Raw genomic sequence first — 21,145 nt, 5'->3', positions numbered from 1 at the left:
ATTTAAAAGCCGTCATGAAATAATGGCAGACTACTATCTTGATAAAACCATATTGGATATTAAGTTAAACAAATATCCTGAAGAAATTAACTCAATCGACTTAAATAACGAAAAAGAAAATTTAAAAATAAAAATTCTCTCTCGTGAAATTACTAAGTTGGATTCAGGTAATTTAATTGTCGATTGCGCATCATTGATAATGACTCATTCAATATCGACAAAAGCAATAATAAATATCGAACTTGAAAATAATTCTTTAAATTATAAAGTTAAAAATGTGAGAATATTTAAATATGAAGACTGCAATACAAAATTCGAAAAGATCTGTTTATCAGAAAGGTACATTGTATAGAATAATAAATAATATTAGTGCTTTGTATACAAAATCATTAGTAAAATTATTTGGTGAAGAGTTGAGAATCCATCATTGCAAACATAAAATTAATGTAAGAACCACTAGCGAGTTGAGTGAACATATGAAGAAAGATCTAGGTATAGATTGAAAAGTAGAGAGTTTACATCTAATGGATGCCTTGTTCCTATAAAGCTAATGTAATAATTACACTTTTTGGGATGGACAATACGTGACCATAAGTGAGAACATTGAATTTTATCATCCTTTCGATAACTTAAAACATAAGTTATCGAAAGGATAAATGAGCAATAAATTTGAAGACAAAGACTTTAAGCAATCGTTAGGTTGCTTCTCTGATATAACTTAAACACTAGCTCATGCCCAGCAGAGTTAGTATCAGAACTTCAAGAACGCCAGCCAAAGATCTTGTTAACTCAGAAAGTTGGAGAGAAATAATGGAATATCCAATCCAGTTGTTCGGTTACTTGAATGAGCAAGATGCAGAACCAACGTGTATGGTGTCGAACGTAACCCAAGATACAGTGCAGGAACTTAATCAGCTACACGGTTTTAAAGTTGATGACTGGTTCTTATCAAGTGGCCGCTGTGGTGAAATCGAAGTTCACGGCCCATACAAGACAGCTTATGAAGCTTGCAAGGCCGCAACAGCCAAATACGGTGTCACTAAGCTATCATCGCCAATGCTAATCTTCTAACTCTAAAGTGCGTATTATGTATAAGCTGGTAAATGAGAGGTTAGGCTGGTGCCCCTGCCTGTAAGGCATTGATTAGGCGGGGGTTTATAGACTTATCTTCGAGTAAACCGTATACCACATCTTGATCATCTAGCCCCAATAAGTCGGCGATTTTAAAGGCAATTTCCCAATCAAGAACACTGCGACCATTGCGGTAATTGCTAATTCTACTTGTGCCAACGTCCAAAACTTTAGCTAACTGATAGTCAGAGGTAAGCTCTAACTGGGTTTTCAGTCTATCTAAAAGCACATTTGTGTAATTAGTCATGTTCCCGCATCCTTTCGCAATATTGTTAAATTTTAGTGGATAGTCTGGCTTCTTTCACTACCGCAAGCCACTTGCGTGCTTAAAAAGATTTCCTTAACGTTATTTTTGAGACAGGAAATCAATAGCTTGCGGAGGCTACAACATGGAACGTATCGTTACCGACCCAATTCACTTACCTTGCCCAGATATGGCAGGGTGCACCAATCCTGACCCAGCTAAAACAGCAAACTCACTTCTTAAGATTGCACAATTACGAGAAAAGTTCGCTGAACAATTCCCAAAGAAGAAGCAGACCTACATTCCTACACGTTTTCGTCAGGGGGTTGTAGCATGAATTTGAGTATCTGGAAAACGCGCCGCAATCAGCGCCAACTTGTTGCATCACAATGCAACGGAACTCATATTTACTTCGACAGTTTTGAGCTTGAAGCCGTTGAAGCCTCTCTTTGGCTTTATCAAGGCATGACGCTTGTTGCTTGTATTAAAGCGAAAGACGCCACGCTCGTTGATATTACTAGCGCCGCTCATCGCATGGCGACACTTGGTGCGCAAAACAACGGCGAACCACTACACGAAATCCGCAAGCAAGATGAAGCGCCCCAAGTGGGCGCGGATTCTTCCTTATAGGGAGACTTTGAGCATGAGTTTACCCCCTAAAGGATACCGCTACCTATGTTCTAGCTGCGGTCATGAATTCCTCAAGCACATTAAGATTTTTGATATTGCACCATGTACAACGACCTGTACTCAGTGCGATAGAAAAGCGGCTGAACTTGTTTTCGACACCATCAAAGAAAAGCACGAGGCTCAACGCGTTAGTGTAAGGCGTGCGGGTAACTGCATTTCTGAAGCCTCGAAAGAAATAAGTGCTTGTATCTCTGTGGAGCAAGGCGCATTGGGGCAGAAAGTTCGTATTGATAAAACCAGTTTAGACATGACACTGAACAAGCTTGCTCGCGCTGGTCAATCTTTGGAGAACTTACCGAAATGAGCCATCTTTATGACGTGCAACCGCCGCGTGAGTTTACCCAACTTTTAAGCCCGCATGATGTGGGCTTTATTACGGCGTTAGCGCAAGACGTTACCGTTACCGAGAAAAACATTGCCGCTGTCGAAAGCGGTTTTTTTAGTGCTCCAAACCGTGATTGGATGGAAAGTGAACTGCAAAAGTTTAAATCGTTTGACCAAATCCACCATTTACGCACCTTAAAAAGTGCTGAACTTGGGCGCGAAGCGCTGGACGAAGTCCAGAAAAGACTAGGCTCGTCAAAGGGCGCAAAAGTCGGACACGGAAAACGTAAGCAGATAGACCGCTTAATGACCCGTTCTCGACGTCTGCCGCCGCGCCATAAAACGGAATCGTTTTGTGGCGACAACGTGACCGATGAATATCGGGCACGCTCACAAGCACAAACAGGTTGGATTCGTAACGAAAACAACCGCCTTGAGTGGCAACCGATTGGCACTAGCCGAGCGTATTTGATGTCTCGCGGTTGGGCACAACAGATGAAAATGCAGGTGAAATACCACCCAAGCCCGTCCGAAGCGCCCGCGCCGCAAAGTGGTGAGCGTTTCACTGACAAACTAAACCCACGCGCCGTGAAGAAAATCTTTGAATCGGGTGCGTATGTTGCCGCGTGTCACGGTGGATTCAGCACGTTTCTCACCCTGACGTTTACTCAAAAGCAACGCGAACGCATTTTTGGTGGCGAAGCGGTCACCGATGAGGGGCTGCCATATTGCCCAATCCAAACCACGATTGGTGCCGAGGTATCCCGCTTTCTAAATGGCCTCAAGAAAATGTACCAACGCGGGTTTGAGTATTCCGCAAGCGAGGCGGGGTCACTTGGGTTAGACGGTGACAAAGTCAAAGTGAATGGCCGAATTGGCCGCCCACTTAAAGCTGCTTGGAAAGATGACGACGGCATCAAGCACGTTAAAGAAATTCATGGACCAACCGCCAACCCGTTTGATTTTCATTACATTTGGGTCGCGGAATCTCCGGCGAATGAAGATGGCGAGCCTAACCCTCATGTGCATGTGCTGCTGAACTGGCGAGTGGAACAGCACCACTTTGCAGGATGGGCGAACCGCATCGAGCAGCTTTGGGGTAATGGCATGGCGCATCTGGAGAAAATCAAATTCAGCGAAGCGGCGGCGGGCTATCTCATCAAAGCCGTGGGTTATGCGGCTAAGGGCGATAACGCCGACCAGGGACTGATAAGGGGCAACCGCTACAACATCGCACGCTGTAGCCGTGCCCCTGATTGGGATGTATTGGCATCGTTCGAAGTGGACAACATGACGGGCATCATCAAAGAGTGCGGTTACATGTTGGAGCAATGGCGCAAGCCAATGCAGCGAGAAATCCGACGCAAAGAAACCAAAAAGCAAGATGCGATTCGCGCTATCGACATCAACCGCAAACAAGGCAATCACGACGCGGTACAAAAGCTTAATCATCTGATTAAGAAGCTAGACCACGAAGCACGCCAGATTCGCAATCAAATCAAGAGCCGCGGCACGTTCGCCAGTAGCTTGAACCAATTTTCTATCGTGTTTGAGGGCGAAAAATCCAAACACAAGGCGGGGGCGTTTTTGTATTGGGCACGCGGTGCGCGTGGTTGGTCGATGGAGTGTACCGCCGAGCGTGATGGTAATGATTTGACGTTAACTCGTGACGACGCCACCGACCTTTACAAAGAGCAGTTTGAACGATTTCAACTACGACAAGCTGACTGGAAAAATCAGTTAGCACAAGAGCGGCCGCCAGAGCCGGACATCAACATAATCAAGAGCAATGACATGGCTATTTACCATGATTATTGCCACTACGTTCATTAGCCCGCTTGGGCATTGCTTGCGACAACGATTTCAGCAACTAGGTAAGGACAACCCAATGAGCAACATCGACAAAATCACCCGAGAAATGGAAGCCGAAGTAAAGCGCAGCAAGGGCGGCGTGTTTTGGCGTCTATTGCTGGTCTGGATGAAAGAAGTCAACAAACAGATTCAGAACAAACCGAACACCGATGAAGAACTAGCCGAGGCTTAAACAATGGAAATGCTATCTCTTAAAGAATGTCAGCAAGCAATGGCCGCGCTCGATGCGGCCGACAAACTCAACGCCAGTGTCGAAAAGGAGTTGAGCCAGTTTAAACAAATGGACACCAACGCGATTATCAAGCGCGCAAGCAAGATGCTCATGACGGGTAATTTCTCGCTTGAAGCGTTTGGTTTAAATCCGACGCTGTTCGACCAAATCGAGCAGCTCACCAAGCTCAACAACAAGGTGCGTGAAAAGTATCGTGGTTGTGTCAAAGGCAACATGCAGCAATTAGAAACAGTCGAGGCGGCCGCCGATGAGTAAACATCCCAACCCAATTCGTGGGCACGTATCGTGCCCCGTTTGTAGTTCGGCTTCTACCGTGCATCGCGTCGGTGAGGGCAAACTGATTGCCGAGGGCGAACCTACCAAAAACGGACGCAATTTAGGGCTGCTTTATTACAAGTGTCCGAGCTGTGGCAACAGCCCAATGAGCAAGAGCATCAACGCCTTTGTTGAATCCAACATGGTTGAATCGGTTGAGCAGTTAGAAGTGGGTGACGCTGTCACAATCGAGGCTGAATCGCCAACGGTTGAACCAGTACCCGAAACCGTTGCAAGCACTGATATGCCTAGCATTGCAGCTACTGAATCAGTGGAAGCGCCAAGCGTTGAAACCGAGCAAGCAACCGAAGCGGAACCTGCACCAACACCCGTTAAAAAGCCGCCGTTTCCGGTTAAAAAAGTCTTAGCGGGGATAGCCTTTGTCGCCTTGCTGATTTGGGCAATTCGTCAACTGATGCCAACCAAGAAACCAACCGAACCAGATACCGAACAAGGGGAGCCAATCAATGCAGGATGAAATGGAAAACCAACCAGAATTAGATGATTGGGGCGACTTTTCCGCGGTTATCAGTGGACTGGAACAAACCGAAGCCAGCGAACTAACCGACTTACCAACCGAAGCGGCCAACGACGACAACCACCAACCCGCGGGTGAAATGTTTGAGGGCGCATTGTCGGTGCTGTTCACCATTGCCGAACAAGCGACGTCGATTATTTCCGGTGTGGATTTTGAGTTTGACGAAAAAGGCAAAGCGGCGGTGATTGATGCGGCGTTGCCTGTCTTGGAAAAACACAGTGATAGCGTGTCGTCGATGTTTGGTGATTACATGCAAGAGGCCGTTTTAGGTTTGGCGGTGTTGTCGCTGGTCTACAGTGCCAAGAAAACCATGGCATATCAAAAAGAGCTGTTAGCGATAGAGGAGGAAAAACAGCGTGAGCAAAAAGAAAAAGACGCCGCTTAAATTCCCCAATCCGGTCAACTCCAACCCGTCACACGATGCCGAGCATGTCATCTACGTGGCGGGCACGGGCGGGGGTAAAACCTCCGCCGTTAAGCATTTGGGGTTAGTGCCAAAAGCCGCGCAAGCGGTTTTTTTTGACCCTTACCGCAACTACGCGGGGGCGAAATTCCGCGGTCAACAATGCCTTGAAACCAGTTCCCGCGTGGCGTTCGTCAAAGCGTTGGTGATGGCACGTAAACGCGGCAAGTCGTTCAAACTGGCGTATATCCCTAAAGATGGGGCTTGCTCGGAAGAATTGGAGTTCTTCAGCGCGGCGGTGTGGGCGGTGGGTAATGGCGACGCCAAACAACTGCATGTGATCATCGAAGAGCTTGCAAGCTGCGTGGAAACGTCCGGCAAACTCAAAGGCAAGGCGGGCGAATTGTGGCGCGGTGGGCGTCAATATGGGCTTGTGCTGCATTCGATTTTCCAACGCGGGCAGGAAGTGCCCAAGACCGTCACCGAGCAATCACCTGTATGGTGGATTGGCGCGGTCAACTCGATGGCCGATGCACGATGGCTCGCCGATAAAAAAGGGTTGTGCGTCGATACCTTGGCGGGGTTGAAATCTGCCAAGCACAACAAAGCCGCGATTGGTAAGCCGATTGCCGAATATCTATTGGTTCGTGACGGTATCGGCAACGTCGAAAAAGGCGCATTCAACTGTCTAACCGGAACACTTCAACGCTAAATCCAACCTATAGGTTAACCACTTAACCTATAGGTTGCCCTCACTTCCAAGCCTGTCCGTTTCCCTGTTTCATGAAATCACTTTTTAACCGTGTACAACCGAAAGGGACAACATGAAACAGCAACACAAAAACCTATTGATGGCACTGATTATCACGTTAATCGTGATTGCCGCTATCAACAACATCAGCGTGCTCAACCCAGTGCGTGAAACTCTTAACGGCGAAAATGGGTGGTTCTAATGGAAGCACTAAAACAACCTTTTAACCCGCGTCCACGTGAGCTTGACCCTGTTGAGGGTGTGAACTGGGGCAACCAAGCCACACTGCGCTTGGTGTCGGGTCCAACCTACCAAAACATTGAACTGGTGACGGATATTCTCGATGCGGCAGACATCGAGCGCATCACGGTGAAAGTGAACGGCCGTGAAATCGTCAACGTCACGGGTCAAGACCTTATTGACTTGCAAGAGCACAAGAAAGAATACGTGCAAGCGGGTCGCTACGTGCTGAATTTCTCCGATATGTCGATGCGCACCAAACTGGGTATCCGTACAGGTGAGCTAGTCACACTGCAAGGCGAAATCTGGTTTATGTACATCCAGCTAAAAGCCAAAACGGGTGCCGCGGCACCAATGATTCGCGCTCGTGCTCATACCACGGCGGCGCAAAGCCAACGCATTTACATGCCGCGCATCTATTCCCAAACGTGGTACGCCGCATCAAGTGGTCGCACACCGTTTGACTTTGCTGAGCGTAGCGCGGCGCTGTCTATCAAGCGTTTGCACCTCAAAGACAACACGATTGAACGTGTTCGCGTCCTGCGTGATGAACGTGAAGAGCTCAACGTGAACAAGACCGATAACGCCTACGACTTAGCCGCGGCGGGTCGTGAGCAAAATGCGGGCTTCTTCTCGATGGACTTCACGCGTTGCGGTTTTGGTAGCGAAGCACGTTTACCAACGGCGGCCATGAAACAACTGGCGTTTGAAGTGGAAAAAACGGCACCGGGCAGCATTCCGGTACTGATTGAAGCCATCGAACAAGTGGCGGTGCCTACCGCGCAGTAAGGGGGCGTTATGGCGCAAGAGCAAAGCATGTGGGGTTCCATTTGGGACGGCGTCCTAGAAACGGGCGGCGAGCTGATGACCGACGTTACCGACTTAGGCAAGGACTGGCTTGGCGTGAAGATTGAAAACGAAGCCGACCGCGTCCAGTCGAGTAACCCAGATGAACAGCGAAAGCACAATAACGACTACCAACAACCCACGGGTGAGCCTGTGTACACCTCCGCGTTTGCGGGGGTGACCACCACGCACCTGATGATGGGGATGCTGTTCGTACTGTTGTTATTGGCGATGTTCTACGTTGCTAAGGGGAAGAAGTAATGCCGTTTATTCCATACCTGATTGCAGGTGCGGTGGGCGTATGGGCGGGCATCAAAATCACGGGCGGGTTTGACCGCATCGGATGGGTGCTCGGTCTGCTTCTGGTGTGTTATGTCCTGTACAAGAAAGGATTCAAATTATGATTGGTGGGCTTTTAGGCAATTCCGGCTCGATGCCAATTAGCGCCAACGGTGGTCCCGCGGTCAGCGGTGCCGATGGCGAATCAAGTGGCAGCCTCTCGGTAGGCAATATCAATATGGGCGGGGGCAGTTCCACCACGTTGATGATTCTTGTAGTGATTGTGATTGCGGCGGTGTTGCTATGGAAAAAGAAGTAATTGAAGTCGTGACGCAATCGAAACGTGCGCTTGGGGAGCTCAAGCCCGCGTTTCGCGCTTGCCCTGATGCGTATGTCGAGCTGTGCAAAGCGGTCAAGGATGGCCGCGTCAGTCTGTATCGCCTAATCAGCAATGAAAATGATCTCATCATTGCGGGTGAGCGTGATGGGGATAACTACTTTTTGTGGGGCGTCGCGGGTCGTGGTCTGCGTTCGGGAATTATCCAGTTATGCAAAGTGGTGAAAGCGGCGGGCATGTCATCCATGACCGCCGATACCGCCTTTGATGGCGTTGCCCGTTTGGTGCGCTCAATTGGCGTCACCGCCAAGCAAGACGGTGACTTTATTCGTTTGGATTTGGGAGTGCAGTAAATGGGTAGTTCTAAATCAAAATCGAGTAATACCAGTAACACCACTAACGTCAGCGGTCAGAATGCCATTAGTGGCGATAACCTCGGTGTAGCGATTTCGGGGGTTAATAACTCGACCATCAACACCACCATGACCGACCACGGCGCAGTCAATGCCGCAATGGAGCTTGGCGAACAGGCCTTTGAGTTTGGCGGGGAAATGCTCAACAGCAATGAGCGCATTTCGCTTGAAGCGATGGACACCACGCAAGACATAGCCGAAACCGCCATTGATGAAGTGGCCGATTTTGCGGGCGACTCCTTGGCAACGTACGCCTCAACCAACAGTGAAAACCTCGATATGTTGGCGGGACTGGCGGGCAGCCAAGCGGCACAAAACTCGAAGAATCTGCAAGCCATGATGGACTTGGCGAAATTCAAACAAGACGGCGGGCAAGTCGAAACAAGCAAGATGATGGTCGTTCTGGCAATCGTGCTTGTATTGGTGCTTGGCTACGTAATGGTGAAGAAACGATGAACACGCAACTATTAGCGGGTCAAGCCATCCCGCTGACACCTGATGGTAACTGGCTGTATCTGAAAGCGGCGCAAGCTGAAATTGAAATCTATCGGGAATCGTCCGGCGAGCGCGTCACGCTTGGCAAGTCGTCGGTGTTTAACGTGGGCGAGGGTAAACACCTTGGGCGTTTGCTTATCTCAAGTCGCACCGATAACCAGATTGAAATTCAGTTTGGTTTTGGGACGTTTACGCCGCCAGTTGAGGGGCAAAGCGTCGTGGTGCAAGCACTGCCGAATGTGGTGATTGAACAGATGCCCGCGGTAGAAATCGCGCCCAATCAACAACTGGCAGTGAATCAGCTTCCCGCGGTTGAATTGGCCGCGAATCAACAGTTGGGGGTGACAGCCTTACCGCCTGTTGAGTTCAAAGCGCCGCAACCCGTGAATGTTCAATCATTGCCCGCGGTCACGCTCGAAGCCGCGCAAGTGGTCAAAGTGGATGAACAAGTCAGTGGAAACCTCATCACCGAAGCGGTGAGCGTGTTCCCGCACAACATTGCACACAACGCCACACGCAAAGCCATCACGATTAAGGCCGCGAAAGCCAATAGCGCCTCGGTGTTTATTGATGCGTTTGAACTGGAAGCGGGCGAGCGCATCACCATTGAAAGCACGGCCGACATGACCTTAACAGGCACGACGGGTGACACCGTCACGACTATGGAGATTTAACGCATGGGACAAGTACGAGAGAACCTACCCAACGGCGACCCACGCAACAAAATTGAATACTTGGCCGATTGCATCGACGACGCCAAGGCCGCGAGTGCAGAGAGCGCAAGCGACGCACCGCAAAACCTATTGGTAAACCCTGAGTTATCCCATTCTGGTGTTGATTTGGCGATGGGTTCACCGCATCAATTACGTTGGCTCACCAATGCTTACACCTACAAAGACCAAGCCGCGAACCAAATGCACCTTGGGCGCAGCTTTGGCCGTCCGGCTCCCGTGGGTTGGGGTGTGGAAGTCGTGCCGATTGATGGCGTGAGCGATTATCACAGCGTGGCGTACTCAAGTCTGGGCGGTGATATTGAGAAGTTCGACTACACAGCCAAAGCGTCCTATCTACTGGCGACAGGCTCAAACAGCCGAGTGTTGCATTTCAGTGTGTTCAGTGCGCCTTTTGACCGAGAGCTTCGAGCACTCAACGATGAGGGCACCGCGTGGGTGCCAGAAAATCAATCGTACAGCTTGTTTTTCCGTGGTGAAAAGAACACCGCCGTGCGCTTTGGTTTGCTTGAACTTGATGCAAACGGCGATTTCGTCGGGTATGTGGCACAAGCGCAGATTCCCGCCGAAGCTGGGTTTAACCAGTTTTCACAAGCATGGTTGCACGGCATCAAACTCCAAGCGGGCGGTTTGTACGCTTACTTTGTGGAGTCAGATACCAGCTTGGGCGAGTTCACTTCAAGTCCAGTCAGTGCGGGCGTGTTTTTAAACCCTGATGAACTCGACACCATTCCAGACCTGACGCCGAGCGATACCGCCACGCGCCGCTTTCGTCTGACGGAGTCGTTTGGCGAATTCAGCAAAGCAGATGTTGAAGCGGGCGTCCACCTCAACGTGAGTAAGTTTTTGATGCCGTTTGGCATGGAAAAGCACCTTATCTTTGCGAGCTTAAAAGGCACGCCAGGATACTACACCGTGCAAAACTTGCCCGCCGAAGTGGTGAAAACCCGTTATGACCAAGTCAGTGTGCGCGGAGCGGTTGCCGATGCAACCACCGTCATCATGGCGTACTACTCGGAATCGCCTGTGCACTTGAATTACTTCAGCTCAGCCAACTATCAAGCGGTGTAGTTATGCCGCTCTTTATCTTTGTCATCATACTCTTAGGGATTGGAGCCTTTACTATGACAACCTCAACCACATCAAGCGTTCGCGGGATTCGCATTCATAACCCGCTTAACATTCGTATTGCACCTAATGCATGGAAAGGCAAGGTGACGCCGTCACGTGATAAAGCCTTTGAAACCTTTAAAGCGCCCGAATGGGGCTTTCGTGCCGGAGCGATTTTGCTGCGTAACTATCAGCTCCGCCACGAACTGCACACACTAACCGAAATCATTCACCGCTTTGCGCCACCAAACGAAAACCACACGGCCAACTATGCACGCTTTGTCGCGGGTCGTGTGGGCGTCGGTATGGATGAGCGCATTGACTTGGTGAACAACAAGCCGTTGCTGGTCGAAGTGCTTCACGCCATGAGCATCATGGAAGTGGGTCGCCATTACAACAAACACACGGTGCTGAAAGGCGTCAATCTGGTTTAAAACGTCGTTGAAAACGTCATTGATAGCGTCATATGACGTTTAACTATATTAAGGAAAAAATTATGTTTGAACGTTCAACATTAAAAGGCTTAACGCTTATTGGTTCTGTTATCGCTGCGGCAACGGGCTACGGCCATTTATTCAGCGTGGAAATGACCGACACGGGCGTGAATTTCGGCGGTGCGGTTGGCTTGGCCATTCCTGCCGTGATTGGTGCCTATGAATCGCTGCCGGACAAGTGGAAACCAAGCAAAAAAGTAGGGGGCTTGGATGGAAAACGCCTTAATTAACGCCTTGTCGGGCTTGGGCTTTTCGTCTGAGTCGCTGGTCATGTTTGTACTTATCGGCATGAATCTCAAGTACCAAATCGCCATCAATAAGCAACTTACCCAAGGGCTGCAAGATGTGCGAGAAAGTGTTTTGGTTCTAACGGCTACGCGTAACAATGAAAGCTAAGGCTTAAACCCTGCGAACTGGTTCGAAACGTCATTAATGACGATTTACACAGCGAGTAGGGAGCCGATACTTTTGGCGGGTCGATTGACCTCGACAGGCTTCAAATGAATGCCACCAAAGCAGAAGCCTAAAAAAGCCGAACCCTTAGCGATGGGGTTCGGCTTTTTATTTTTGTATACCAAATAATTATCAGGCTATAAAATAGGTTTACTATTTGCTTTTAAAATGAAAGGTCTATGGAAAAAAATGACAATGGATTTGATGTCCTTACATCCGTATTAGAAAACCATTTTGGTTGGGTGACCCTCTTAATAATTGTAATATTTGCACTGTGTCTTTTTCGTAAACCAATATCTAATTTTATATCTAACGCTAAAGTGTTTTCTTATAAAGATTTTAAGCTCGAAAGTGAAGGTGGCAATGAGCCTAAAGAGCCTTCTAGCTCCAAAGAAGAAAGCGCGAAACCTATCATTAATGAGGGCGCAAAGCTCAACGAGGTAGAAAATGTTGAGAACCAGGACAGTGAGGGAGTCGTCGAAGTCAGTGATGATTGGTGGGAGAAAGTGACAGCTGCCTTAAACGGCGGTGATACAAACAAAGCTGATCTTGTGTTCGGTAATTTTTGCCAACAACAGAAGGATGTTAACAAAATATATAGAGAGCGAAGCTTATTTCTATACCTAAAATTTACAGATGGAAATGATATGGATGCTCTAAATCAATTAGAGCTGCATACACAAAACGCAATAAATGACGAGCTAAGAGCTAATGCTTTATCTTGGCTTTCAAGTGGCTTGTTAATTGACAAGCAGCACGCCAGAGCAATAAAGTTATGGGATGACTTTATATCAAAATCTACTAATTCAAAGTTAGTCGTTGAAGGGTACATAGATATAGCTACACATCATTTCGCAAATGACGAACCGTTACTAGCGAAAGATGTGCTCCTAAAGGCCCTAAAAGAAACCAGCCTCAACTCGCAAAAGTCAGAAATATACATAAAACTCTCAAAAGCAGAAGATAAATTGGGTAACAAAACCGTTGCTGCAGCCTGTTTAAATCAGGCAGTTGAATATTGCCCTGAAAATACACAAGAGCTCTTTGATGCCGCGTTTTATGCATCTGAATGTGACATATCTGAGTTGGCAATTGTTCATTACAACCTACTGACGAGAAGGCAGCCTCAAAACGCTGATGCATGGAACAACTTGGGCGTTCAAGCAAAGAAGGCTGGGTTTAATATTAAATCTATCCAAAGCTACAAAAAGGCCGCTGACCTGCATGAAAGCTTGGCGTTAGCTAATCAAGGCTATGCTTTGTTGGGGGTTGGTTTTGCTGATGATGCTGAAAAGCTAGCTCAAAAGGCCCTTCAGATGAAGAAGCCCCATCCAAACGTGCACAGGTTAATTTCAGACATAGAGAGCGAAAGAAAGAAGGAAAATGAAAAGTGGGCGGAGTCTCTCAAGTATGCACGAAAGAAGCAGATTTACTATCAGAAATATATCGAGAAGTATTACTTACCTAGCAGCGAAGAGTTGATAGGAACTTGGCTGACAGGCGACGGAATAGAAGTTCAAATTCAACCAAATGAAAATAAATTCGACTTGAAGTGGACGGTTTATAGAGATGCAAGCCAGTCTAAAATTGAGGCTAAGTGCAGCTTGAACGGTGAAGTTCAAGGCTCAACATTTGAAGGAAGATATAATAAAACGCACCCTGATAAGTATAGTTCTTTTCTTGTGCCTAAAGATATCAGCTTTATCTGTTGTGGTTATGTTGAAAATAACGAACTCCATATTTTTTCGAAATCAAATGGGGATAAGACAGTTTTAATCTTTACAAAGAAAAGCTAATAGCTACTTCTTGCGTTTAGTTGGAACCCATTCAGCGGCCTTCATTCGACGGCCGCCACGAAACGGTAAGACATTTTCTTTAGCAGGATAAACTTTGGGATACTCGAAGTGTCCGTACATTTCCACAAACTGACGATGTTCGTCACGCCAGAACACAAAACTTTCCAATTCTTTAGGGCTGAACTCACGGCCGGATGGTGTGATTAACACCGCGCGTTGCTCACAAACTCGAAATCCAGACCAACGAATATCATTAGGCAAATAGCCAAGTGATTTGATGAGCAGTAGCTTTTCCGCCATCGGATTGACTGGAACCGTGCCATCTAACCAACGGGTAATCGTCGGTTTAGACACATGAAAATATTCAGCGCCTTGCTTGATGGAGGTAAACTCACGCCAAAAGAGTGTGCGGAATGATTCGTGAAACATGACAACGCTCGCATATTGAATAACTGACTAAAAATATTTTTCTTGTTGTTTTGGGCGTTACCGAACGCAACATTATGTGGCGGTCAGGGTTTTAGTGGTTTTTCGTTGATTGCACAAAACGAACGTCACGAATAGTACAAGTAACTTGCGTTATGGAAATCGACAAAATAAAAAATTACGGCTTGGTTATCAGACACTTATGAAACGCTTAATCAAAGAGTTAGCCTTTGTTAACAAATTACCCCTTAGTGCGCATTATGTATATTATGTTAAATAAGATGTATTCGTACGCCAAATGTTACCAATGAGCACTCCTATTCCCCTGTCGATTTGAAATTTAAGGTCTCTATCATAATCATTCAACATAATGGCTATTTACCATAAAATAGCTAATATCGATCTATCAATCTGCGATTGCTTGTTCTGCAATTAGCGTATTACTTACTAAAATAAAAAATGGCGTCTATTTTTAGACGCCATTCTGAGTTTTCCTTAATGTAAATTAGCCACCGGCTAATTTGACTGTCATGCCTTTCTTTTCAAGATGCGCTTTGATCTTGTCTCTAGAATCACCTTGAATTTCGATATTGCCATCTTTTACCGAGCCACCACAGCCGCAGACTTTTTTGAGTTCTGCAGCTAATAATTTTAAAGGTGCATCATCCAAGTCTAAACCTGTAACGATGCATACACCTTTACCTTTACGGCCTTTCGTTTGGCGCTGAATTCGTACAATACCGTCGCCTTTGGGGCGAGATGTTTTTTCTTCTTCCGGCTTAATTCGACCGGTTTCTGTTGAATATACCAGAGTCATTCTATTGTTTCTTTTGTTGTTGAGCTTGCATCGCTTTTTGCTTTGCAACTAAATAAGCTTCGATATGACGTTGAATAGCAGTTTTACTACCCTTAATCAGTTTACCATTAAACATACAGTACCAAGAGTTGGGCTGACCTGTATCATTTTGAATAGTATAACCGTTAAAGACTTCTGATTTTGCACCACCAACTTGCTGCGCTCTTTGTCCAAGCGCAGCAAACTCTTTGGGATCAATAATTGATGCGGTATCGCACCACCAATCAATGCTTTTCTTTACCGCCGTCAAACTACCTTGTAAGACGTGGTTTTTGATTTTAACCTTCCAAATACTGCCATCTGGTCCGCCTGACTGCAGGTTAAAACCTCTATAGTTTGAAATCGCCATACCACTGAGTCATCTGTTTAATGCGTTGATATAATCATAATTGCTACTGAGCAATATTCAAATACGGCTTGAATAAACCTTGCTCTAGAAAACAATTTCTATCATAAAACGCGCCTCGATAACGTTAATCACTTTGCACTGTTTATACAATCTTCCAAGAACTCATGGAATTTGTGCCCGTTATTTTGAAGCATTTTAGGAAACATCGAGATAGGAGTCATACCTGGGAATGTGTTTACTTCGTTTAAGTAAATCTCATCATCTTCCGTTAAGAAAAAGTCGATACGAGACAAATGGCGAAGATTCATTTGCTTAAATACCCTTTCAGATGCGTGCTGAATTGCATCTAATTGTGCTTGGGTTAGATTCTTCGCTTCAACTTCGGTGAGCGAGTGACTTGAACTGCTGTACTTTTCATCGTACGAGTAAAAAGCACCGTCAGGTGCAATAACCTCGCCTGGTTTGGTTATGTGCAGCTGGCCATTCATCTCATATGCAGCAACTTCAAGCTCTCGTGGTTTTACTGATTTTTCAACCAACACTTGGTCAGAAAACCCAAACGCATCATTTACTGCATTGGAAAGTTTATCTTTTTCTATGACGCTGTAACATCCAACAGATGACCCTTGACGAGCGGCTTTGACAAAGACTTTTCCCCATTTTTCAAACGCTTTATGAGCTTGAGCATGAGCTTCTTCATCGTTGCGCGTTAAGAATAAGTAAGGCGTATTGGGAATGCCGATAGCGTCGTACCAAAGCTTAGATGTGATTTTATTGAAGCTATTGCTACTTGCTTCTGGCCCGCAACCAAGGTAAGGAATGCCTGCGATTTCAAACAGAGATTGAATATCACCTGTCTCGCCTGGAAAACCATGTATACAAGGCACAATGAAATCGATGGTTTGATTAGATTCACTTGAGCACAACTGCTTGGTATTGAGATCCAAGTAAACCAACTCACCTTGGTTGGTCATCCAACCTTCGTTTTTAATTTCTACGCGTGTAACGTGAACGTCTTCAAGAAGATTTAATTGTTGTTCGACAAAGTTTGCAGACAATAATGAAATCTCGTGCTCAGAAGAGCCGCCGCCGCATAGTAGAAGAATATTTTTAATCATGAATCAATCTTTCCGTGACCTACAAAAGATACTATTTATTATGATAAACCTTTGAAGTGTGACGTACAGTAATTTTAGTGTGAGGAATTTTGTTCGAGTAGGATTTGAACAAATAAATAAGGGAGCTATTCGCTCCCTTATTTGATGTGTTAGTTTAATTTGTTAAGCGTTGGGTAAGCTGAGTTTTTAATGGCGTCAATGCTTTTAACAAATGGTCTTAACTGCTGAAATTGAGCAGGCAAAGTCGAAATCGCTTGCTTGGCTTTCGCGCTTGTTGCGTAGTCTCCGTATAAAACTGAGAACCACTTAGTACCGTTGACGACTTTGTAGTTTTCCCAAATTGGCTGACCGTTCTGTGGCAGCTTATTTGCAAACTGATCGACTTTCGCTTGGCTACCCACAGCCGCGACTTGAATGGTATAGCCGAATCGTTGAATACCTGCTTGCTTTTTACTCGGTGGTACGATCTTAACTGGCTTCGCCTGCTCTTTTGGCGTTAGCTTGACTACTTTCTTCTCTTCAGGCTTTGCCGTCATTTTCACAACAGTTGGTTGTACGTCTTTTTCTACTACCGCGTTTTCAGACGCCATAATTGGCTTAGAGATACGATCTGATTTGTAGTCCTCTCGATAACTTTCAGAAGTTACGTCTGTGATGTAAGTTTCAGATGCACAAGCAGAAAGCAGGACTGACAAGCCGATGATTGCGATTTTTTTCATGAAGTAACAAATGCTCTGGATAAATATTACGATAAATCATGCCGATAGCAGGGCCGTTTATCAAGCATCAAATACAATAATCTGTGATTTTGATGTGATGAATAACACAAACTCCATAAGCATCGCCCACATTTTATGCAATGTCTAGTCTGAAGACGTTTTATCAATAAATTATTCGTTTATGATTGATATTAAACCGATAGGCAAACGTTACTTGCAAACGGCTAGGAGTCAGCATGAATAAACTACATAAACTCTTTAAACCCAACTCTGTGGCCGTTATTGGGGCATCTCAAAAAGCATTGCGAGCAGGACATGTAGTTATGCGCAACCTTCTACAAAGTGGGTTTGGTGGCGCGATTATGCCAGTAACGCCGCGATACAAAGCGGTATCCGGAGTTATAGCCTACCCTGATGTGGCTTCCCTACCCTATACGCCAGATATTGCGATTTTATGTACGAACGTTTCACGCAACGAGCAACTGCTTAAAGAGTTAGATGAGAGAGGCACACCGTTTGCGATTGTTATCTCTGATGACGCCCAGCCTTTAAATATTTCATCATTGAATATTCGAGTTTTAGGACCAAACAGCTTAGGTATTATCTTGCCTTGGCACAATTTTAACTGCACGTTTTCTCCTGTTGCGGCTAAGCCCGGAAAAATTGCGTTCATCTCACAATCTGCGGCGGTTTGTACCACAGTGTTAGACTGGGCAAATGATAAGAATATTGGCTTTTCTTCGTTCATTTCGATTGGACGCGGACAGGATATCGATTTTGCTGATTTGCTTGATTACTTAAGTATGGATGGGAATACGGAAGCTATTCTGCTTTATGTGGATAACATCCAAGATGCTCGACGATTTATGTCTGCTGCGCGAGCTGCTTCACGTAACCGCCGTATATTGGTATTAAAAGCTGGCCGCTCTAAAGAGATGAATACTTTCGAACAGCAAGATGGTGATACGCTTGATGTAATTTACGATTCTGCCATCCGTCGAACTGGTATGTTACGAGTCAGCAATACGCATGAGCTCTTCGCTGCGGTAGAAACACTCACGCATTCTGTTCCACTTCGTGGGGAGCGTTTAGCGATCGTCACCAATGGCGGCGGCCCTGCAGTTATGTCCGTTGATACTTTGATTGAACGTGGTGGCCAGCTCGCAACGCTTGATGACGCTGCCATTGAGCAATTACAAACAGTACTCCCGTCCAACTGGCGCGCTCGAAATCCGATTGATCTGTCTGGTGACGCAACAAAAAAACGCTACATTGACACCATTAACGCACTGATGAATAACGACTGTGCAGATGCGATCTTGATTATGCATAGTCCTTCAGCGGTTTCCGACCCTCTTGAAACTGCTCAAGCTGTTATTGAGGCGATCAAGGCTCACCCTCGGCATAAGCATTTTAATATCTTGACCAACTGGTCAGGAGAACAAACGTCGAGAGAGGCACGGCTGGCATTTACTCAAGCTGGCATTCCAACCTATCGAACGCCGGAAAGTGCGGTTGTTGCATACATGCACTTGGTTGAGTATCGCCGAAACCAGAAGCAATTAATGGAAACGCCAACGACGGCTGAGCCATTGCACTCTGGAAGTGTGAGTTCTGCAAAAGAATGGGTAAATGAACGACTACTGGATAAAAACACAGTCACCTTGGATACGCATCAAACCAGCCCATTATTTAAGCTGTTCGGGTTTAATGTTCTGCCAACATGGATTGCATCTGACGAAATTGAAGCCGTGCATATGGCAGAAAATATCGGATACCCTGTTGCGGTTAAGTTGCGATCTCCAGACATTCCTCATAAATCGGATGTACACGGTGTCGCCCTGAATTTGAGAAACAGTCGAGAAGTTTCCAACGCAGCGCTATCCATTCTAGATACCGTAAAGCTAAGTTACCCTTCTGCCAATGTACACGGTCTATTGGTGCAAGGTATGGCAAAGCTCGGCAGCGCTGAAGAACTAAGGATTAGCATTGCAGTAGATAAGGTCTTTGGACCTGTCATCTTGCTGGGTCAAGGCGGCTCGGAGTGGAATATCGCCCAAGATGCCGTCGCTGCACTTCCTCCTTTGAACATGACGCTTGCACGCTACCTTATCGTTGTTGCTTTAAAGTCTGGAAAGATTCGCCTGCAGAAACACAAAGATGCGCTCGATATTAGTGAGTTGTCGAAATTCTTAGTTCGTATCTCCCAAATGGCGGTTGAGTTGCCAGAAATACAAAGACTGGATATCCATCCAGTATTGGTGTCGGGAAGCGATTTAACTATCCTCGATGCGGACATCACACTGTGTAAATACGAGGGAGATGCGCAAAAACGTCTGGCGATTCGTCCTTTCCCGGCAGAATTTGTCGAAACTGTAACGCTTCGAGATGGCCAACCTATCCTGCTTCGCCCTATCCTGCCTGAAGATGAGCCGCTGCATGCTCAATTCATTAATAGCGTATCGAAAGAAGATCTGTATAAGCGTTTCTTTTCTGAGGTTGGTGAGTTCAACCATGAGGCTTTGGCAAACTTCACTCAAATCGACTATGACCGCGAAATGGCGTTTGTTGCGGTAGCGTTTAATACCGACGGACCGTCTATCATAGGCGTAGCCCGCGCATTGATTACCCCAGATAATAGTGATGCTGAGTTTGCTATTTTGGTTCGTTCAGATTTGAAAGGAAAAGGCTTAGGTAAAGTGCTGATGCAGAAAATTATCAGCTATTGCAAGATTAAAGGCACAAAGCAAATGTCTGGAATGACCATGCCTACAAACAGAGGGATGTTGATGTTAGCTCAAAACCTGGGATTTGAAGTCGATGTTCAGTTTGCCGATGGTACGGCAGATATGGTGCTTCCTTTAAATTGAAAAATAAAGCATTAGCGATAACTTTACTTCTTAGATTCGATAAGCAATGGGAACCTAAGAAGTAAAAGTTACGTTGTTACTTTAGTTTCCAATTCTTTTTCAAGTATTGAATACACCAGGATTTCGCCTCACCCATGGTATTTCGGCGCCATGCTAAGATAATATCCATCGGCTGCTCTTCTGTACCTTCGATTCGCTTCAATACGCCACTATCAATCAAAGGTTGTGCAATTTGGCTTGGTAACGTACCAATGCCTAAACCTGCAGTGAGCGCATCTACTTTTGCCGTAAAGTTGGTGACGGTCAAGCGAGGCTGTTTTTGAATGATATTAATTGAGAGCGCGGGTTGTTCGCGTGCAGTGTCTGCAATGGCAATGATTCGGTACTTTTCTCGCGCCGCCTCATCAAACTTACCACTACGCTTGTGAACATAGTGATCAGCTGCCGCTACCCAAAACATGCTCATTTTACCAATTTTTTCTGATTTGACTTCTTGAGGAAGTGTATCCAGTGATGGGCAAATCAGTAAATCCGCTCTACCTGTATTCAGCGATTCCCAGCTACCAGCCAAGATCTCTTCTTGCAGTCTGACTCGTGTTGAGCTTACTTCAGCCAATGCATCAACCATAGGGAAGAAATTGGATATAGGAATAATGCCATCAAAGGCAATGGTAATATCCAGTTCCCAGCCATTCGCCAATAACGTTGCATCATTCACTAACTTTTCACTGGCTTGTAAAATGGCTCGTCCTCTTTCAAGGATGAGCTTTCCTGCTTCAGTAAAATGGGCTTTGTGACCAGAGCGATCGAAGATAATGATGTCTAAGTCTTGCTCGAGTTTCTGGATCTGATAACTCAGTGATGACGGGGCTCTATCTAATTCATTCGCAGCAGCTGCAAAACTCCCTCTTCGGTCAATGGCATCCAGAATATGGAGCGCTTCTAACGTAATTGGACTCTGCACATGGCCTCTCTTAATGTGATTTTTGTCACATTGATTGTATTTGGATGATCTTATCAAGAACTAACGTTAAACAATATAACACACTGATAACTAAAGACTAGAAATGCTCATAACCTAAGAGTTCTACTCAAGATAAAACCACAAATAAC

The 21,145-nt window shown here is 46.0% G+C and carries 32 protein-coding genes; 25 read left to right on the top strand and 7 right to left on the bottom strand.

The window, feature by feature from the left end; genetic code table 11:
* Window positions 1-22 precede the first annotated feature (22 nt).
* On the top strand, window positions 23-352 hold the full coding sequence (locus LIX84_RS03760; protein ID WP_226420669.1) for a hypothetical protein: 330 nt from the start codon (window positions 23-25) through the stop codon (window positions 350-352).
* Window positions 353-810: 458 nt separating this feature from the next.
* Complete coding sequence (locus LIX84_RS03755; RefSeq protein WP_226420668.1) at window positions 811-1,071, top strand: hypothetical protein; 261 nt, start codon at window positions 811-813, stop codon at window positions 1,069-1,071.
* Window positions 1,072-1,111: 40 nt separating this feature from the next.
* Here the strand turns inward: LIX84_RS03755 and LIX84_RS03750 are convergent, their stop codons facing one another.
* Complete coding sequence (locus tag LIX84_RS03750) at window positions 1,112-1,378, bottom strand: helix-turn-helix domain-containing protein (protein ID WP_005388732.1); 267 nt, start codon at window positions 1,376-1,378, stop codon at window positions 1,112-1,114.
* Between the two features lie 142 nt (window positions 1,379-1,520).
* Here LIX84_RS03750 and LIX84_RS03745 point away from each other — a divergent pair, with 142 nt between their 5' ends.
* The 22 genes from LIX84_RS03745 (at window position 1,521) to LIX84_RS03645 (ending at window position 13,694) form a co-directional block, all read left to right on the top strand.
* On the top strand, window positions 1,521-1,712 hold the full coding sequence (locus LIX84_RS03745; protein ID WP_005457445.1) for a hypothetical protein: 192 nt from the start codon (window positions 1,521-1,523) through the stop codon (window positions 1,710-1,712).
* Window positions 1,709-2,005, top strand: a complete 297-nt coding sequence (locus LIX84_RS03740; protein WP_226420667.1) for a hypothetical protein — start codon at window positions 1,709-1,711, stop codon at window positions 2,003-2,005. Before LIX84_RS03745 ends, LIX84_RS03740 begins: the two co-directional genes overlap by 4 nt.
* 13 nt (window positions 2,006-2,018) lie before the next feature.
* Window positions 2,019-2,369: a zinc ribbon domain-containing protein gene (locus LIX84_RS03735; protein ID WP_226420666.1), complete on the top strand. Its 351-nt coding sequence runs from the start codon at window positions 2,019-2,021 to the stop codon at window positions 2,367-2,369.
* On the top strand, window positions 2,366-4,222 hold the full coding sequence (locus tag LIX84_RS03730; RefSeq protein ID WP_226420665.1) for a hypothetical protein: 1,857 nt from the start codon (window positions 2,366-2,368) through the stop codon (window positions 4,220-4,222). Before LIX84_RS03735 ends, LIX84_RS03730 begins: the two co-directional genes overlap by 4 nt.
* Window positions 4,223-4,277: 55 nt before the next feature.
* Window positions 4,278-4,433 (top strand): hypothetical protein, encoded by a 156-nt coding sequence (locus tag LIX84_RS03725; protein WP_226420664.1) that lies wholly within the window; start codon window positions 4,278-4,280, stop codon window positions 4,431-4,433.
* 3 nt (window positions 4,434-4,436) lie between these two features.
* The gene (locus LIX84_RS03720) at window positions 4,437-4,748 is read left to right on the top strand and encodes a hypothetical protein (protein WP_138940278.1); all 312 of its coding nucleotides are present in this window, start codon (window positions 4,437-4,439) and stop codon (window positions 4,746-4,748) included.
* Window positions 4,741-5,286, top strand: a complete 546-nt coding sequence (locus LIX84_RS03715) for a hypothetical protein (RefSeq protein WP_226420663.1) — start codon at window positions 4,741-4,743, stop codon at window positions 5,284-5,286. Before LIX84_RS03720 ends, LIX84_RS03715 begins: the two co-directional genes overlap by 8 nt.
* The gene (locus LIX84_RS03710) at window positions 5,276-5,731 is read left to right on the top strand and encodes a hypothetical protein (RefSeq protein WP_226420662.1); all 456 of its coding nucleotides are present in this window, start codon (window positions 5,276-5,278) and stop codon (window positions 5,729-5,731) included. The genes LIX84_RS03715 and LIX84_RS03710 overlap by 11 nt, the downstream gene beginning before the upstream one ends.
* Entirely contained in the window at window positions 5,703-6,461 is a 759-nt protein-coding gene (locus LIX84_RS03705; RefSeq protein WP_226420661.1) for a hypothetical protein, read from the top strand. Before LIX84_RS03710 ends, LIX84_RS03705 begins: the two co-directional genes overlap by 29 nt.
* Before the next feature lie 112 nt (window positions 6,462-6,573).
* A complete protein-coding gene (locus LIX84_RS23465) occupies window positions 6,574-6,702 on the top strand; it encodes a hypothetical protein (protein WP_005457441.1) in 129 nt (42 codons plus the stop codon).
* Entirely contained in the window at window positions 6,702-7,529 is an 828-nt protein-coding gene (locus LIX84_RS03700) for a major capsid protein P2 (protein ID WP_047010301.1), read from the top strand. The genes LIX84_RS23465 and LIX84_RS03700 overlap by 1 nt, the downstream gene beginning before the upstream one ends.
* Before the next feature lie 9 nt (window positions 7,530-7,538).
* Window positions 7,539-7,847 (top strand): hypothetical protein, encoded by a 309-nt coding sequence (locus LIX84_RS03695; protein ID WP_005457431.1) that lies wholly within the window; start codon window positions 7,539-7,541, stop codon window positions 7,845-7,847.
* Window positions 7,847-7,990, top strand: coding sequence for a hypothetical protein (locus tag LIX84_RS03690; protein ID WP_005457439.1), 144 nt, complete (start codon window positions 7,847-7,849; stop codon window positions 7,988-7,990). Before LIX84_RS03695 ends, LIX84_RS03690 begins: the two co-directional genes overlap by 1 nt.
* A complete protein-coding gene (locus LIX84_RS03685) occupies window positions 7,987-8,184 on the top strand; it encodes a hypothetical protein (RefSeq protein WP_226420660.1) in 198 nt (65 codons plus the stop codon). Before LIX84_RS03690 ends, LIX84_RS03685 begins: the two co-directional genes overlap by 4 nt.
* Window positions 8,169-8,555 carry a hypothetical protein gene (locus LIX84_RS03680; protein ID WP_029823319.1) on the top strand — a complete coding sequence of 129 codons (387 nt, stop codon included), beginning with the start codon at window positions 8,169-8,171 and terminating at the stop codon, window positions 8,553-8,555. The genes LIX84_RS03685 and LIX84_RS03680 overlap by 16 nt, the downstream gene beginning before the upstream one ends.
* Complete coding sequence (locus tag LIX84_RS03675) at window positions 8,556-9,071, top strand: chemotaxis protein (RefSeq protein WP_226420659.1); 516 nt, start codon at window positions 8,556-8,558, stop codon at window positions 9,069-9,071.
* A complete protein-coding gene (locus LIX84_RS03670) occupies window positions 9,068-9,784 on the top strand; it encodes a hypothetical protein (protein WP_226420658.1) in 717 nt (238 codons plus the stop codon). The genes LIX84_RS03675 and LIX84_RS03670 overlap by 4 nt, the downstream gene beginning before the upstream one ends.
* 3 nt (window positions 9,785-9,787) lie before the next feature.
* On the top strand, window positions 9,788-10,912 hold the full coding sequence (locus LIX84_RS03665; RefSeq protein WP_226420657.1) for a CalY family protein: 1,125 nt from the start codon (window positions 9,788-9,790) through the stop codon (window positions 10,910-10,912).
* 2 nt (window positions 10,913-10,914) lie between these two features.
* Entirely contained in the window at window positions 10,915-11,385 is a 471-nt protein-coding gene (locus LIX84_RS03660) for a structural protein (protein WP_226420656.1), read from the top strand.
* Between the two features lie 62 nt (window positions 11,386-11,447).
* A complete protein-coding gene (locus LIX84_RS03655) occupies window positions 11,448-11,675 on the top strand; it encodes a hypothetical protein (RefSeq protein WP_226420655.1) in 228 nt (75 codons plus the stop codon).
* Window positions 11,656-11,841, top strand: coding sequence for a hypothetical protein (locus LIX84_RS03650; protein WP_029823315.1), 186 nt, complete (start codon window positions 11,656-11,658; stop codon window positions 11,839-11,841). Before LIX84_RS03655 ends, LIX84_RS03650 begins: the two co-directional genes overlap by 20 nt.
* A gap of 236 nt (window positions 11,842-12,077) precedes the next feature.
* On the top strand, window positions 12,078-13,694 hold the full coding sequence (locus LIX84_RS03645) for a tetratricopeptide repeat protein (RefSeq protein WP_226420654.1): 1,617 nt from the start codon (window positions 12,078-12,080) through the stop codon (window positions 13,692-13,694).
* A gap of 3 nt (window positions 13,695-13,697) precedes the next feature.
* On the opposite strand, the gene LIX84_RS03640 is transcribed toward LIX84_RS03645, so the two are convergent.
* The 5 genes from LIX84_RS03640 to LIX84_RS03620 all read right to left on the bottom strand — a co-directional run bounded on the left by LIX84_RS03640 (window position 13,698) and on the right by LIX84_RS03620 (window position 17,162).
* On the bottom strand, window positions 13,698-14,123 hold the full coding sequence (locus LIX84_RS03640; RefSeq protein ID WP_226420653.1) for a phage protein: 426 nt from the start codon (window positions 14,121-14,123) through the stop codon (window positions 13,698-13,700).
* 502 nt (window positions 14,124-14,625) lie between these two features.
* Window positions 14,626-14,937: a stress response translation initiation inhibitor YciH gene (gene yciH, locus LIX84_RS03635; RefSeq protein ID WP_226420652.1), complete on the bottom strand. Its 312-nt coding sequence runs from the start codon at window positions 14,935-14,937 to the stop codon at window positions 14,626-14,628.
* Window position 14,938: 1 nt separating this feature from the next.
* Window positions 14,939-15,325 (bottom strand): DUF3319 domain-containing protein, encoded by a 387-nt coding sequence (locus LIX84_RS03630; protein ID WP_005395460.1) that lies wholly within the window; start codon window positions 15,323-15,325, stop codon window positions 14,939-14,941.
* A 128-nt stretch (window positions 15,326-15,453) separates the two neighbouring features.
* Window positions 15,454-16,443: a D-alanine--D-alanine ligase gene (locus LIX84_RS03625; protein ID WP_226420651.1), complete on the bottom strand. Its 990-nt coding sequence runs from the start codon at window positions 16,441-16,443 to the stop codon at window positions 15,454-15,456.
* 149 nt (window positions 16,444-16,592) lie between these two features.
* On the bottom strand, window positions 16,593-17,162 hold the full coding sequence (locus LIX84_RS03620) for an SPOR domain-containing protein (protein ID WP_226420650.1): 570 nt from the start codon (window positions 17,160-17,162) through the stop codon (window positions 16,593-16,595).
* 236 nt (window positions 17,163-17,398) lie between these two features.
* On the opposite strand from LIX84_RS03620, the gene LIX84_RS03615 reads away from it, so the two are divergent.
* Window positions 17,399-20,032: a bifunctional acetate--CoA ligase family protein/GNAT family N-acetyltransferase gene (locus tag LIX84_RS03615; protein WP_226420649.1), complete on the top strand. Its 2,634-nt coding sequence runs from the start codon at window positions 17,399-17,401 to the stop codon at window positions 20,030-20,032.
* A 76-nt stretch (window positions 20,033-20,108) separates the two neighbouring features.
* On the opposite strand, the gene LIX84_RS03610 is transcribed toward LIX84_RS03615, so the two are convergent.
* Entirely contained in the window at window positions 20,109-20,996 is an 888-nt protein-coding gene (locus LIX84_RS03610) for a LysR family transcriptional regulator (protein WP_005395465.1), read from the bottom strand.
* Between the last annotated feature and the right edge of the window lie 149 nt (window positions 20,997-21,145).

Source organism: Vibrio sp. E14 (assembly GCF_020515785.1).
Taxonomy (GTDB): Bacteria; Pseudomonadota; Gammaproteobacteria; order Enterobacterales; family Vibrionaceae; genus Vibrio; species Vibrio diabolicus.
The sequence above is the reverse complement of the archived record's forward strand: the minus strand, read 5'-3'. Positions and strand labels throughout refer to the sequence as shown.

Excerpts from the sequence above, each read along its gene's own strand:
- LIX84_RS03760 (WP_226420669.1), top strand. The coding sequence starts at position 23 with ATGGCAGACTACTATCTTGATAAAACCATATTGGATATTAAGTTAAAC.
- LIX84_RS03755 (WP_226420668.1), top strand. The coding sequence starts at position 811 with ATGGAATATCCAATCCAGTTGTTCGGTTACTTGAATGAGCAAGATGCA.
- LIX84_RS03750 (WP_005388732.1), bottom strand. The coding sequence starts at position 1,378 with ATGACTAATTACACAAATGTGCTTTTAGATAGACTGAAAACCCAGTTA.
- LIX84_RS03745 (WP_005457445.1), top strand. The coding sequence starts at position 1,521 with ATGGAACGTATCGTTACCGACCCAATTCACTTACCTTGCCCAGATATG.
- LIX84_RS03740 (WP_226420667.1), top strand. The coding sequence starts at position 1,709 with ATGAATTTGAGTATCTGGAAAACGCGCCGCAATCAGCGCCAACTTGTT.
- LIX84_RS03735 (WP_226420666.1), top strand. The coding sequence starts at position 2,019 with ATGAGTTTACCCCCTAAAGGATACCGCTACCTATGTTCTAGCTGCGGT.
- LIX84_RS03730 (WP_226420665.1), top strand. The coding sequence starts at position 2,366 with ATGAGCCATCTTTATGACGTGCAACCGCCGCGTGAGTTTACCCAACTT.
- LIX84_RS03725 (WP_226420664.1), top strand. The coding sequence starts at position 4,278 with ATGAGCAACATCGACAAAATCACCCGAGAAATGGAAGCCGAAGTAAAG.
- LIX84_RS03720 (WP_138940278.1), top strand. The coding sequence starts at position 4,437 with ATGGAAATGCTATCTCTTAAAGAATGTCAGCAAGCAATGGCCGCGCTC.
- LIX84_RS03715 (WP_226420663.1), top strand. The coding sequence starts at position 4,741 with ATGAGTAAACATCCCAACCCAATTCGTGGGCACGTATCGTGCCCCGTT.
- LIX84_RS03710 (WP_226420662.1), top strand. The coding sequence starts at position 5,276 with ATGCAGGATGAAATGGAAAACCAACCAGAATTAGATGATTGGGGCGAC.
- LIX84_RS23465 (WP_005457441.1), top strand. The coding sequence starts at position 6,574 with ATGAAACAGCAACACAAAAACCTATTGATGGCACTGATTATCACGTTA.
- LIX84_RS03700 (WP_047010301.1), top strand. The coding sequence starts at position 6,702 with ATGGAAGCACTAAAACAACCTTTTAACCCGCGTCCACGTGAGCTTGAC.
- LIX84_RS03695 (WP_005457431.1), top strand. The coding sequence starts at position 7,539 with ATGGCGCAAGAGCAAAGCATGTGGGGTTCCATTTGGGACGGCGTCCTA.
- LIX84_RS03690 (WP_005457439.1), top strand. The coding sequence starts at position 7,847 with ATGCCGTTTATTCCATACCTGATTGCAGGTGCGGTGGGCGTATGGGCG.
- LIX84_RS03685 (WP_226420660.1), top strand. The coding sequence starts at position 7,987 with ATGATTGGTGGGCTTTTAGGCAATTCCGGCTCGATGCCAATTAGCGCC.
- LIX84_RS03680 (WP_029823319.1), top strand. The coding sequence starts at position 8,169 with ATGGAAAAAGAAGTAATTGAAGTCGTGACGCAATCGAAACGTGCGCTT.
- LIX84_RS03675 (WP_226420659.1), top strand. The coding sequence starts at position 8,556 with ATGGGTAGTTCTAAATCAAAATCGAGTAATACCAGTAACACCACTAAC.
- LIX84_RS03670 (WP_226420658.1), top strand. The coding sequence starts at position 9,068 with ATGAACACGCAACTATTAGCGGGTCAAGCCATCCCGCTGACACCTGAT.
- LIX84_RS03665 (WP_226420657.1), top strand. The coding sequence starts at position 9,788 with ATGGGACAAGTACGAGAGAACCTACCCAACGGCGACCCACGCAACAAA.
- LIX84_RS03660 (WP_226420656.1), top strand. The coding sequence starts at position 10,915 with ATGCCGCTCTTTATCTTTGTCATCATACTCTTAGGGATTGGAGCCTTT.
- LIX84_RS03655 (WP_226420655.1), top strand. The coding sequence starts at position 11,448 with ATGTTTGAACGTTCAACATTAAAAGGCTTAACGCTTATTGGTTCTGTT.
- LIX84_RS03650 (WP_029823315.1), top strand. The coding sequence starts at position 11,656 with ATGGAAAACGCCTTAATTAACGCCTTGTCGGGCTTGGGCTTTTCGTCT.
- LIX84_RS03645 (WP_226420654.1), top strand. The coding sequence starts at position 12,078 with ATGGAAAAAAATGACAATGGATTTGATGTCCTTACATCCGTATTAGAA.
- LIX84_RS03640 (WP_226420653.1), bottom strand. The coding sequence starts at position 14,123 with ATGTTTCACGAATCATTCCGCACACTCTTTTGGCGTGAGTTTACCTCC.
- yciH (WP_226420652.1), bottom strand. The coding sequence starts at position 14,937 with ATGACTCTGGTATATTCAACAGAAACCGGTCGAATTAAGCCGGAAGAA.
- LIX84_RS03630 (WP_005395460.1), bottom strand. The coding sequence starts at position 15,325 with ATGGCGATTTCAAACTATAGAGGTTTTAACCTGCAGTCAGGCGGACCA.
- LIX84_RS03625 (WP_226420651.1), bottom strand. The coding sequence starts at position 16,443 with ATGATTAAAAATATTCTTCTACTATGCGGCGGCGGCTCTTCTGAGCAC.
- LIX84_RS03620 (WP_226420650.1), bottom strand. The coding sequence starts at position 17,162 with ATGAAAAAAATCGCAATCATCGGCTTGTCAGTCCTGCTTTCTGCTTGT.
- LIX84_RS03615 (WP_226420649.1), top strand. The coding sequence starts at position 17,399 with ATGAATAAACTACATAAACTCTTTAAACCCAACTCTGTGGCCGTTATT.